At 43.4% G+C, this 13,042-nt stretch carries 10 protein-coding genes; 4 read left to right on the forward strand and 6 right to left on the reverse strand.

What is annotated here, in order from left to right; translation table 11 throughout:
- Positions 1 to 26: 26 nt before the first annotated feature.
- The 4 genes from ACVBIO_RS19675 to yceD are packed head-to-tail and all read right to left on the reverse strand — an operon-like array spanning position 27 to position 2,753.
- Positions 27 to 986, reverse strand: coding sequence for a beta-ketoacyl-ACP synthase III (locus ACVBIO_RS19675; RefSeq protein WP_447173241.1), 960 nt, complete (start codon positions 984 to 986; stop codon positions 27 to 29).
- Between the two features lie 10 nt (positions 987 to 996).
- Complete coding sequence (gene plsX / locus ACVBIO_RS19680; RefSeq protein WP_447173242.1) at positions 997 to 2,025, reverse strand: phosphate acyltransferase PlsX; 1,029 nt, start codon at positions 2,023 to 2,025, stop codon at positions 997 to 999.
- A gap of 15 nt (positions 2,026 to 2,040) precedes the next feature.
- Positions 2,041 to 2,211, reverse strand: a complete 171-nt coding sequence (gene rpmF, locus ACVBIO_RS19685) for a 50S ribosomal protein L32 (RefSeq protein WP_012276873.1) — start codon at positions 2,209 to 2,211, stop codon at positions 2,041 to 2,043.
- Between the two features lie 17 nt (positions 2,212 to 2,228).
- The gene (yceD, locus tag ACVBIO_RS19690; protein WP_447159955.1) at positions 2,229 to 2,753 is read right to left on the reverse strand and encodes a 23S rRNA accumulation protein YceD; all 525 of its coding nucleotides are present in this window, start codon (positions 2,751 to 2,753) and stop codon (positions 2,229 to 2,231) included.
- A gap of 740 nt (positions 2,754 to 3,493) precedes the next feature.
- Between yceD and ACVBIO_RS19695 the strand changes: the two genes are divergently transcribed.
- Together ACVBIO_RS19695 and ACVBIO_RS19700 are read left to right on the forward strand one after the other, a co-directional pair.
- Positions 3,494 to 4,075 (forward strand): Maf family protein, encoded by a 582-nt coding sequence (locus ACVBIO_RS19695; RefSeq protein WP_447159956.1) that lies wholly within the window; start codon positions 3,494 to 3,496, stop codon positions 4,073 to 4,075.
- A 198-nt stretch (positions 4,076 to 4,273) separates the two neighbouring features.
- The gene (locus tag ACVBIO_RS19700; protein WP_447173243.1) at positions 4,274 to 5,638 is read left to right on the forward strand and encodes a sensor domain-containing diguanylate cyclase; all 1,365 of its coding nucleotides are present in this window, start codon (positions 4,274 to 4,276) and stop codon (positions 5,636 to 5,638) included.
- 186 nt (positions 5,639 to 5,824) lie between these two features.
- On the opposite strand, the gene ACVBIO_RS19705 is transcribed toward ACVBIO_RS19700, so the two are convergent.
- The gene (locus ACVBIO_RS19705; protein WP_447159958.1) at positions 5,825 to 6,472 is read right to left on the reverse strand and encodes an HAD-IA family hydrolase; all 648 of its coding nucleotides are present in this window, start codon (positions 6,470 to 6,472) and stop codon (positions 5,825 to 5,827) included.
- Positions 6,469 to 7,428, reverse strand: a complete 960-nt coding sequence (rluC, locus tag ACVBIO_RS19710) for a 23S rRNA pseudouridine(955/2504/2580) synthase RluC (RefSeq protein WP_447159959.1) — start codon at positions 7,426 to 7,428, stop codon at positions 6,469 to 6,471. Before rluC ends, ACVBIO_RS19705 begins: the two co-directional genes overlap by 4 nt.
- Positions 7,429 to 8,027: 599 nt before the next feature.
- Here rluC and rne point away from each other — a divergent pair.
- Together rne and ACVBIO_RS19720 are read left to right on the forward strand one after the other, a co-directional pair.
- Positions 8,028 to 11,225 carry a ribonuclease E gene (gene rne / locus ACVBIO_RS19715; RefSeq protein WP_447173244.1) on the forward strand — a complete coding sequence of 1,066 codons (3,198 nt, stop codon included), beginning with the start codon at positions 8,028 to 8,030 and terminating at the stop codon, positions 11,223 to 11,225.
- Positions 11,226 to 11,355: 130 nt separating this feature from the next.
- Positions 11,356 to 12,915: a SulP family inorganic anion transporter gene (locus ACVBIO_RS19720; protein ID WP_447164232.1), complete on the forward strand. Its 1,560-nt coding sequence runs from the start codon at positions 11,356 to 11,358 to the stop codon at positions 12,913 to 12,915.
- Positions 12,916 to 13,042: the final 127 nt, after the last annotated feature.

A 13,042-nucleotide genomic window follows, 5' to 3' on the forward strand; every position in this document is an offset into this window, starting at 1 on the left:
AACATCTGCACATTCTAAGACGATTATTAAAAACGAACTAAAGCACTTCCCCAGGCAAATCCTGCGCCGAAGGCTTCTAGTAGTAACATTTGACCACGTTGAATACGTCCGTCTCTCACCGCTTCATCTAGCGCGATAGGCACAGAAGCTGCTGACGTATTACCGTGTTTAGCCAGTGTTAAAACGACTTTATCTAAACTCATATCAAGTTTTTTTGCCGTCGCTTTAATAATCCTAAAGTTCGCTTGATGCGGAACTAACCAATCAATTTCTGATTTATCAATATTGTTATGACGCAATGTTTCAGTCACAACATGAGATAGCTGAGTCACAGCAACTTTGAATACATCGTTGCCCTTCATGGTCATATAACCCACCGCTTCAGACGTTTCACCTTTGCGTGGCGGGATTGAGCATTTCAGTAAATCACCATGACGACCGTCGGCGAAAATATGAGTAGAGATAATTCCCGGCTCTGTTGACGCCCCAACCACTGCAGCGCCGGCACCATCACCAAATAAAATAATGGTCGAACGGTCTTCAGGCTCGCAAAGACGTGAAAGCACATCAGCGCCAATCACTAAGACATTTTTCGCGGCGCCCGATTTCACATACTGATCGGCAATAGATAAAGCGTAAACAAACCCTGAACAGGCCGCCGCTATATCAAATGCAGGAATAGTATGAACCCCTAACATCGCTTGTATTTCACATGCTGCTGCTGGGAATGCATTACTAGCACTCGTTGTACCGCACACAATCATGTCAATTTCACTTGCATCAATACCCGCCATTTCAATGGCTTTTAATGCAGCTCTATATCCCATGGTGGCAACGGTTTCGTCCGCTGCGGCGATTCTACGTTCTGAAATACCAGTGCGCTCTACGATCCATTGATCTGTCGTCTCAACCATCTTTTCAAGATCGAGATTACTACGCACCTGCACCGGTAGATAACTACCAGTACCAAGAATTTTTGTATACATAAGGAATTTATCAGCTATTAATGTCTAAAAGAATCGACTCCAGACGATCTTCAATCATCTGCGGGAGTCGACGTTGCGCTTCGGTTACTGCCAAAGTAATTGCTTGTAAAAAAGCAGCTTCATCTGCGCACCCATGACTTTTTACTACAATTCCGCGCAATCCTATCAGACTTGCGCCATTATAGTGGTCGGGGTTCATCTGATTTAACAAAGAACGTATACGTGGAGCGATGATTTTAGCCAAAAGTCGGACAAGAAAACCTTGTCCTAGCGCTTTTTTAAGCTGATGGACCAGTAAACGAGCAATACCCTCTGAGGTTTTCAAAGTGATATTACCTACAAAACCATCACAAACGATCACGTCTACATTACCAGAGTAAATCTCATCGCCCTCAATAAAACCGGTATAGTTTATTTGAGGAATTTGTTGCAGCAACTGACCAGCCTGTTGGACTTGATCATTACCTTTAATTTCTTCGATACCCACATTGAGTAACGCGACTTTAGGTGAGACGGTTTTATCAACTGTTTCACTAAGCACCGAGCCCATCACCGCAAATTGAAATAAGGTTTCAGAATCGCACGATACATTTGCACCTAAGTCTAGTAAATAAACGGGAGTATTATTTACCGCAGGTAGACAGCTAACAAGTGCTGGGCGGTCGATACCAGGCAAAGTCTTAAGCAAGACTTTTGACATCGCCATTAACGCTCCTGTATTGCCAGCGCTCAGGCACGCTTGTGCCTTACCGTCACGTACTAACTCGATTGCTAAACGCATTGAGCTTTGTTTGCGGTTTCTTAGGGCATGAACAGGACGATCTGACATAGCAACGACTTCAGTTGTATGTTTAATTTCGATGCGATTTTTTATTGCCGGTTCGGCAGACACTAAATGTTCGTCTATTTGCGACTTGTCGCCAACGAGTACGATTTTTAGGAGGGGGTTTAAGCGAAGTGCCTGCAAAGTTGCAGGCACTGTGATGCGGGGACCAAAGTCGCCCCCCATCGCATCTAACGCAAGCGTCAGATTTGTCATCAGGGTCTCAACAAATTACTTGTTGATAACCTTTTGACCACGGTAGAAACCGTCCGCAGTCACGTTGTGACGACGGTGAAGTTCACCACTCGTTGCATCCACTGATAATTGAGCTGTGCCCAAAGAATCGTGTGAACGACGCATTCCGCGCTTAGAACGAGATTTTTTATTCTGTTGTACAGCCATTGGCCCTGTCTCCTAGATTACTTGCTCTTCAGTTTTTCTAACACTGCAAACGGATTTGGACGCTCCTCTTGAGCGGGTTCGATCTCGCCTACTACTATATCTTGTTTACCAAGATGACAATCTTCATTCTCATGCATGGCAATCAAGGGCATAGCAACTATCAATTCATCTTCGATCAATTGATGCAGACGAATTTCGCCAATTTCATTGCACTCAATAGGCTCATACGCATCCGGGAGCTCATCGATTTCGGCTTCAGTCTTACAAAGACCAAAACTAAACTCGACCGTAACCTCAGTGGTAAATAGTGTCATACAACGTTGACAATCCAGAGTGAGCTCCGTCACAGCCTTCCCGTTAAGGTAGACTATCCCCTGTATATCGACGCCACATTCAAGCGACACTGCCACATCAGAACAGTCGCCGGCACATAATTCATTTAATCGCTTTAACTGCTTACCAGGCACCAAGCCTTCATAGGAAAGTTGGCTACTGGCAGCGCGAACGGGATCAATTGAAACCGGTATCTTTACTGTTTGCATAAGGCGCGCATTTTAGGTGAATTTTTACAGAAGTCAACACCCTTATACATTCTAGGTGATGAACTGCCGTTTGATTCAGCTAAGTGAGTTGTTAGGTAACCGCATTGTACAAGAAACACAGCAAGCATGACATTATATTTCATCTATAAATGCGTTTAAGTGTTCGTAATTCCATCGCGTTAATGTTTTTTTGTGACGCTCTTAATAAAGATGACCATAAACTGCAACCGATTCCCTCTATTCTCTCTCATTACGGGGCAATAAACCGCATTGATAAACATAAAATTCAAGTCTCTGAATAACGTAATATTATTAATAATCTAGCCATCAAAACCAATAATCATGCTCACTGGGCTGATAATACTACAGCGTTAGCGCGAGTAAGATGCCACCTTTAACGCTCGTAACTTCAAATTCTAGTGTAAGTATACTACCCCTTCTCAATTTTCTTATGCTCAAGGGTTTACGGGAGGGTGCTTTGGTACATGATAGCGATGACTACTTTCGCCTATGCCGCCAACTGTTTGTGGGTACATCAACTTATAAAGCGTAACGAAACCATTAAGCGCAAAGAACAAGAATGTGTTTCCCCCCTTACCACCTACACCTAATATTAATCACCCTATGATCGTGATTTTCAGTGTCACTTTACGTATTTATTCAAGTAAAATAATTCGTATAATCATCCATTCAAACGCGCCTATCATAATATCGCGATAAACACTTCAAGGCTTAAGTCTATGTCAGCTTCAATTGTTCTTGCTTCAACCTCACCTTTTCGCCAACAACTTCTGCAAAAACTTGCATTGGAATTTAGCTGTTGCTCTCCTGAAGTTGACGAAACGGCGTTAGATAATGAGTCACCAACCGATTTAGTTTTGCGCTTAGCAAAACTCAAAGCCGCTGCAGGTGTACAGCGCAATCCCAATAGTATAGTGATAGGTTCAGATCAAGTCGCCGTGATCGATGGACAAATTATTGGTAAACCATTAACTCGTGAAAAAGCGATTGAACAACTAACAGCTGCTAGCGGGCAAGCAATTACCTTCTATACAGGCCTTGCTGTACATAATGGTAAGAATTCGCATGTGGAAGCGATCGTTGAGCCCTTTATTGTCCACTTTCGGACTCTGAATCATCAGCAGATCTGTCGTTATGTCGATATGGAACAACCTTTCTACTGTGCAGGCAGCTTTAAAAGTGAAGGGCTTGGGATCTCATTATTTGAGAGATTAGAAGGAAAGGACCCAAACACACTTATTGGATTACCATTAATTTCACTAATAGACTTGCTTCATTTACAGGGTGTGGACGTACTTTAATTCCCCGCACGATACTAACAACAGCTCCATTGGGGGCTGAAAATATACAGCAGATTAATAATACCTCTACTAAAATTTAGCTACTAATTGGAATAGATGTCGTCATTTAATCTACGTAGAACAATAGAAATCTACAACAAACAGGCAGTTAATTAAGGCTTTATAGAGTACAGACGGCATAACTTTTGAGCAAGGATTATGACCAACATTGAAGAAGCGCTAGCTTTACTTGCAGCACCTTGTACCGATGAGCGCTTCTTTACTCGTGCATTAGGCGCCTTAACGCTTGTGACACATTGTCGTTGGGCGGGCTTTGCTCGTCCATCAAAGCGGGCAGGCTTCGCTGAGGTCATAGCATTTTGTGACCAACAAAAAAGTTTACCTCGGTTTGAATTTGAACTAAAAGGTTCCCCCTGTGAACGGGTATATATAGAAAAAGAAAAACTCCATTTTACCTTTAGTCGTGATCTACAAAAACGGTTTCCAGATTTTCATATCATCAAAACCTTGGGGGCAAATAGTTACCAAGCAGAAAAAATAATAAGTGAAACGGGTGAAGTACTCGGTCACATTTTCGTGTTAGATCCCCATCCCCAAACTGAAAACAGCAAATCCATGGCCTTTTTTAGGCTACTGGCACAGCGAATTGGTGTTGAATACCATCGATATCTTGTCACCAAAAAACTAGAGCAGCGTCAACAGATGATAGCTTCGTCTGAACAATATATGTCATTTGTCGATACTGATTACATTTACCGCGTCGTTTCCAAAGGTTATGAGACATTATTTAACCTCCCCCAAGATCAGATCATTGGCAAATCCGTTATAGAACTTCACGGCCTGGAAACGTTTGAACATCAGATAAAACCATTACTGGACCGATGCTATAAAGGTGAGCAAATCAAAACTCAAATTTGGGTTCACCCGCCCAATATTGAAAGCCCATTATTTCTCGACGTGCATCATAACCCCTACTTTAATTCGGCAGGAAAAATTAGAGGCTCCATAGTGTCAGCTCACAATATTACCGAGCTTGAGCACGCAAAAAACAAAGTCGAATATCTGGCCAATCACGACTACCTTACCGGCTTAGCTAACAGGCGCGCATTATTCCAACTTTTTGAAAAACTCATAGAGGTAGGCCGACGCAATGGTAGGAAACTGGCGATTGCATACTTAGATATTGATGAATTCAAGTCAATTAATGATAAGTATGGCCACCAAATAGGTGATCAGGTGTTAAAAGCGGTCGCGAATATTTTGACTGAAACTAGCATACAAGGTGATGCTGTGGCCCGTATTGGTGGTGATGAGTTTCTTCTAATCACCACCTTAGAATGTAAACAACATCCTTTTGGCTACCAAAGCTTACTATATAGGCTCAGAAAGCAACTTGAGCGAGCACTCTGCACCCATATTACGATCAATGGAGCGCCAATCAAGATTAGTGCCAGCATTGGGCTTCATCTAGTCGATGATACTTCGGTTGAATTATCTTCGCTTATTAGCTGTGCCGATAATGAGATGTTTAAACATAAACAAACCAGAGCGATTCGGGTTTAACGGTCAAATGCAGCAATTGCAAATTGCAAAGCACTTATTGCCATGTTTTAAACACCGTTTAGTCGTGCGTCTTAGTCAACATTATCTGAGCTAGCGTTATCTTAACCAGAATCGCTTGAGTAAGACTGAAGCCCCCTCTCACTCAGATTGGAATACCATTAAGTATAAGAGAGTGACTAAATAAAATTACGCCAGTACACCGAGTAAATCTATCGGCTTATGGATAATGGCTTTAGGTTTGGCAAGCAGCAATTTTGACTCACTATGTGCACCATAACTCACGCCAATTGCATCAACCCCGGCATTATTGGCCATATTAAGATCATGCAGTGAATCGCCGACCATAATAGCACGCTCAGGCTTAACCTTAAGCTCTTCTAGTAACTCGTGGATCATATCAGGGTTGGGCTTACTCTTTGATTCATCGGCGCAGCGACTTGATTCAAAGTGGCGCGCCAACCCTGTTTCATTTAATACACGGTTTAACCCATTACGGCCTTTTCCTGTTGCGACAGCAAGGCGATAATCCCTTGCGCTCAACTCATTCAATAACAGTTCACTGCCATCAAACATCGGACTCGGCGTAGAATTAAGTGTTAAGTAGTGCTCTTTATACGAATTAATCATGGGTTCGAAATCTGCTACAGGCATCATCGGATATAGCGTTTTGAGCGCTTCATCCATAGACAGACCAATCACATCTCGTATCGCTAACTCTGACGGGCTAACCATAGATAACGACATGGCCATCTGCTGCATGCAGGTAACAATTTTACTGATGGAGTCCATTAAGGTTCCATCCCAATCAAAGATGACTAATTCGTAGGGCTTCATACTTTCTTTAACTTCTTTAAGGTTGATTCGAGTATTAGATCTAGTGGGGCTTTAACTTGCATCACTTCTTCAGTTTCTGGATGAGTAAACTTAAGTTGAGCCGCATGTAAGAACAACCTGTTTAAGCCTTGTGCCCGCATTGAGTCATCAAACTTTTGTTCACTGTACTTTTCATCGCATGCAATCGGGTGTCCTGCGAACTGGCAATGAACACGGATCTGATGGGTTCGCCCAGTAACAGGACTGGCTTGCACTAACGTTGAATCGCTATAACGCTGCAAAACCTTAAAGCGAGTTTCAGACTCTTTACCCTCTTTATTCACGCGAACAATTCGTTCACCTGATTTAAGCGTTAACTTAAGTAATGGTGCTTTAATGACTTTGTCGTGGCTCTGCCACTCGCCTCTCACAAGCGCTACATAGTCTTTTTGCATCTTCTTATATCTCAGTTGATCATGAAGATGTCTTAAAGCACTTCGTTTCTTAGCGATCAGTAACACACCAGAAGTTTCTTTATCTAGGCGGTGAACCAACTCTAGAAACTTTTGCTGAGTACGTAAAGAGCGCATCGCTTCAATCACACCAAACTCAACGCCACTACCACCGTGAACAGCAATACCTGATGGCTTGTTGAGGACAATGAGATACTTATCTTCAAAAAGGATCCGTTCTTCAAGCTGAGACACTTTAGTCAGCTTAGCCGAAGGACCTGGTTTGCTATCACTTTCAGACACTCTGACAGGAGGAATACGGACAATGTCACCATCGGCTAATTTATACTCAGGCTTAATACGCTTTTTATTAACTCGCACTTCACCTTTACGCACGATCCTGTAGATCATACTTTTAGGTACACCCTTGAGTTTTGTCAGAAGAAAATTATCGATACGTTGTCCAACGTGGTCTTCATCAATAGTAACCAATTGAACTTGTGCTTTTTGAGATGGAGTATTCATGCTGCGCCGTTATGTATTTCGTTACGGCACATTGTACAACAACTCAAAAGAATTGTGCCTTTCCATTTGCTGATTTTATCTATTATTGCTATATTTCCCCCGCTAACGGTGATAACCCGTGGATAAAGTATCCACCAATCAGCCTAGTGTTACGTTACAGAATGAGACTAAAAATGTTTACGGTTTGATAGTAAATCATTGATTTACGGGTCGTTGTATCAATCAAAAGGCCAGTACATGCGCCTTCACGACTAAATTAAAACGAAAACCCAACTTACGACTGGTTTCTCAACTGGAAACGCTCCAATTTCGAAGAATAATTTTAACTCGTCGTCAGACGCTACCATTTCGAATTGGCATTACTGGAAAGTATTTTAAGAATTTATGGGGTTGGTTGACATTTAACAACGAATTCCTTGTTTTTTATAAACATAAAAAAATAAGCCATAAATAGGATGCGACACGCAGAGAATGCGTCTAACAGCAATGCGCACCTTGCCTAGAGACTGACCGTGAGGTTTTGTTTTATAATCCTAGGCCCGTAATGCAGTGAAATAAGTATCGTTTGATGACCTTTATTAAAGAAGAATTACGTCATCATGAAACGGATGTTAATCAATGCGACTCAATCTGAAGAGTTGCGCGTTGCCCTTGTTGATGGGCAACAACTGTATGATTTGGATATTGAAAGCCCAGGTCATGAACAAAAGAAAGCCAATATTTACAAAGGCACAATCACACGAGTAGAACCGTCTCTTGAAGCGGCTTTCGTTGATTATGGTGCTGACCGTCATGGCTTCTTACCCCTTAAAGAAATTGCTCGTGAATACTTTCCTAAAGGTTATTCTTTCCAAGGCCGTCCTAACATTAAGGAAGTGGTTAAAGAAGGTCAGGAAGTCATCATTCAAATTGATAAAGAAGAGCGCGGCAATAAAGGCGCCGCACTGACTACCTTTATCAGTCTTGCAGGTTCTTACCTTGTATTAATGCCAAACAACCCTCGTGCTGGCGGTATTTCACGTCGTATCGAAGGTGATGAGCGTACCGAGCTTAAAGCTGCACTAGCAGAGCTTGAAGTACCACAAGGCATGGGTCTAATTGTACGCACCGCTGGTGTAGGCAAAGATCCAGCTGAACTAAAGTGGGACTTAAAAGTACTTCAGCACCACTGGGCGGCAATCAAAGAAGCTGCAGAGAGTGCGCCAGCACCGTTCTTAATCCATCAAGAAAGTAACGTTATCGTTCGCGCGATCCGTGACTACTTACGCCGTGATGTTGGCGAAATCTTGATCGACCACCCGCGTATTTATGAGCAGGCAAAAGAGCACGTATCTCTTGTTCGCCCTGACTTTGTAGAGCGTATTAAGCGTTACGATGCTGAAGTTCCACTGTTTACGCATTACCAGATTGAAACTCAAATCGAGTCTGCATTCCAACGTGAAGTACGTCTACCATCTGGTGGTTCGATTGTTATCGACCCAACAGAGGCTCTAACCTCTATCGATATTAACTCTGCTCGCGCAACTAAAGGCGGCGACATCGAAGAGACAGCACTTAATACTAACTTAGAAGCGGCTGATGAAATTGCACGTCAATTACGTCTACGTGACTTAGGTGGTTTAGTTGTTATCGACTTCATCGATATGACACCAGTACGTCATCAACGTGAAGTTGAAAAGCGTATGCAAGATGCGGTACATCACGATAGAGCACGTGTACAGTTAGGCCGAATTTCACGTTTTGGTTTAATGGAAATGTCACGTCAACGTCTGCGTCCTTCATTAGAAGAGTCTGCAGCGCACCTATGTCCACGCTGTCATGGACAAGGTACTATCCGTGGTACAGAATCTTTAGCGCTATCAATTCTTCGTCTAATGGAAGAAGAAGCAATTAAAGAGAACACATCGCAAATTGAAGCGGTTGTTCCAGTTGATGTTGCAGCGTTCTTATTGAACGAAAAGCGTAAAGCGATCCGTATTACCGAAAAGCGCCATAACGTTGAAGTGTATGTCATTCCAGATCCAAACATGACAACCCCTGATTACCGCGTAGTTCGCCATCGTAAAGATGACGAGATCAGCGAATCTAGCTACAAGCTACTTGAAAAAGAAGAAGCTAAGCTATACGAGCCTCGTAAACTTGAACGAGCTGCGGCGCCTCAACCAGCATTAAAAGGTTTCTCTACACCAAAGAAAATTGAAGTAGAAGAAACTAAGCCTGTGGCAGCACCTAAGAAAGAAGAAGCACCTGGTTTCTTCGCTAAGATTGCCGCTGCTATTAGCTCACTATTTGGCGCTAAAGAAGAGCCAAAGACTGAGCCTAAGAAGCAAGATAAAGACAGCCGTAATCAAGGCCGTAATAATAATCGCCGTAATAGCAATCGTCGTAACGATCCTCGCCGTAACCGTAACGACAATCGCAGCGACAATCGTAATGATGCTGAGCCATCTAAAGATAAGAGAACGAAAAACAGTCGTAATGAAAATTCTGACACGCGTTCAACATCTGAAGAGACAACCAAACGTCAACCTCGTAACGACAAGCCGCGCAAAGAGACGAAAGTTGAAGCTCCAGCTATCGAGCAGCCTAAGCAAGAAGCTGCACGTGAACGTCGCCAGCGTCGTAACATGCGTCGTAAAGTACGTGTAAACAACGAGCAACAAGAAGAAACTAAAGTAGAGGTCGCGTTAACTGAAGCGCCAGTGCAAGCTAAAACATCAAATGATGATAAGCCTGCGCGTCCAAAGCGTCAGCCACGTAAGCCAAAAGCAAAAGTTGAAACTGTTGACACTGCTGAACAAACAGATGCGATAACAAACGTTGAAGCCCCTGTAGCGGTAGAGACTCAGGTTGAAACATCAACAGCTGTCGAAGTTAAAACTGACACACAAGTAGAAGCTGTCGAATCAAAAGTTGAAATGACTGATGAGACTCACTCTGCAGAAGAAAATGGTCGTGAGCCTCGTGAAGGTCAGCGTAGAAGTCGTCGTAGCCCACGTCACTTACGTGCAGCGGGACAGCGTCGTCGTCGTGACGAAGATTCTCAGCATAATGAAGATGGTTCATCTGTTCCTGTTTTCGTTCCTAACGATGTTGAAAACGCAGCAGCAACGACTCAAGCACCGGTTATAGTGGTTGAAGAGACAACAATAGAGCCAATACAAGTTGAAGCTCCTGTGGTTACAGCACCAGTTGCAGCACCTACTGAAGTTAAAGCCCAAGCGCCAGTGGTCACAGCACCAGTTGAAGCGCCTACTGAAGTTAAAGCTCAAGCACCTGTGGTCACGGCACCAGTTGAAGCGCCTGCTGAAGTTAAAGCCCAAGCGCCAGTGGTTACAGCGCCGGTTGAAGCTCCTGTTGAAGTTAAAACTGAAGCGCCAGTAGTTACTGCGCCTGTTGAAGTTAAAACTGAAGCGCCAGTGGTTGAAGCTGCTCCTGAAGTTAAAGCCCAAGCGCCAGTGGTCACAACAGCTGTTGAACCGAAAGCTGAAGCTAAACTAGGCGCGTCAGCCCCTATGGCTAAGCCTGCTGCAATTAAACCTACCCAGCAAACAGTGGTAGATACGCCAATTGCTGAAAAAGCGCCTGCTGTAAAGGCTACTGTTGAAGTTAAGCCTGTAGCCAAAGCTGCTAGCCGTTTTGGTTCTATGGTAATGTCAGACACAACTAAGCCAACAGTTGAAAGCAGAGAAAATATTGCGACCCCTACAGGACGCCAATATGAAACTATTGACTCTGGTGACACTGCAAAACCAAGAACTGCAAACAGTGCCAATTCAGAAACTGTTCGCACGTAACCTGAGTTAATCAGTTTGCCAAAAAGCCATGCAGCAATGCATGGCTTTTTTATATTCAAGCTGCGGTAATTTTGTTAGTATTCGCGGCCAATACCCCCAACTATTTCAACAACTTTCCAACAGAGGTTAAATGTTCGATCTTATTCGTCACAAAACTGCCAGTCATAGAGCAGATTTATTATCAGGACTCACCGTAGCCTTAGCTTTGGTTCCTGAAGCTGTTGCATTTGCATTCGTCGCTGGTGTTGAGCCAATGGTTGGTTTGTATGCAGCATTTATTATGGGACTTATCACTGCATTGATTGGTGGCCGCCCAGGTATGATCTCTGGTGCCACTGGCGCCATGGCGGTCGTGATGGTTGCGCTTGTTGCTGAACATGGAGTTCAATACTTATTTGCCGCAGTAGTACTTGCAGGCCTTATTCAAGTTTCAGCCGGTATCTTCAAACTCGGTAAATTTATCCGTATCGTTCCCTACCCTGTAATGATAGGTTTTGTGAACGGTTTAGCGATTGTTATCTTCCTTGCTCAGTTAGGTCAATTTCAAACACCCGACGCAAATGGTGTGATGACTTGGTTACCGCAAAACCAACTATTACTCATGTTAGGCCTAGTCGCACTAACCATGGCGATTATCCAGTTCTTACCTAAAATCACGACAGCGATCCCCTCTTCGCTAGCTGCGATTTTGACGGTAACATTGCTCGTTACCTTCTTGAATTTAGATACTCGAACCGTTCTCGACTTCCTTAAATCAATGAGCGGTAATGACAACGCAACGATTGCAGGTAGCTTACCGACCTTCTCTATTCCAGCTGTCGAGTTTACGCTAGAAACCTTATACATCATTTTACCTTACTCACTTATTCTTGCTGCTGTAGGTCTAATCGAATCATTACTAACGCTTACCGTTATTGATGAGATGACAGGCACTCGTGGCCGTGGAAACAAAGAGTGTATTGGTCAAGGTGTCGGTAACATCACGAGTGGCTTCTTTGGTGCCATGGGTGGTTGTGCCATGATTGGCCAATCGATGATCAATATTAACTCTGGCGGCCGTGGGCGCTTATCAGGCATTACTGCAGCAGTGGCTCTACTTGCTTTCATTTTGTTCGGCTCAGCACTTATCGAAATGATCCCGCTAGCAGCCCTCGTCGGTGTGATGTTTATGGTGGTCCTAGGTACATTTGAATGGGCTAGCTTTAAAGTGATGCGCAAAGTACCAAAACATGACGCATTTGTTATTATTCTAGTGACAATTGTCACCGTATTTACCGATTTAGCTTTCGCTGTATTTGTGGGTGTTATCGTGTCTGCACTGGTGTTCGCTTGGGAACATGCTAAACACATTAATGTTGAAGTGAGCGAAGATCAAAATGGCTGGAAAGTCTATAAGCTTAACGGTCCACTCTTCTTTGGCTCAGTGGCAGAATTTTTGGAGTTATTCCACGCTAAAACGGATCCTCAAGATGTGATTGTCGATTTCCAAAACTCGCGCGTGTGCGATCACTCAGCCCTAGATGCTATCGATACGTTAGCAGAGCGATATGTGAGCGCAGGTAAACGTTTACATTTACGTCATTTAAGCAATGACTGTAAAGAATTACTCGCGAAGGCCGGTGATCTCGTTGAAGTCAATCTAATTGAAGATCCACATTATAAAGTTGCTGACGATAAGCTTGACTCATAAGCGCTAGCTATCGACGACGATTAACGAAAAAGACAGGCAATGCCTGTCTTTTTGAGACTGTAACTAACTTTGTGTAACTGCTTATCAAACTGTACTCTAAAAAGAGTCAAGGATAGGCGTATAATCA

The sequence above is a fragment of the Shewanella sp. 0m-8 genome (assembly GCF_052977265.1).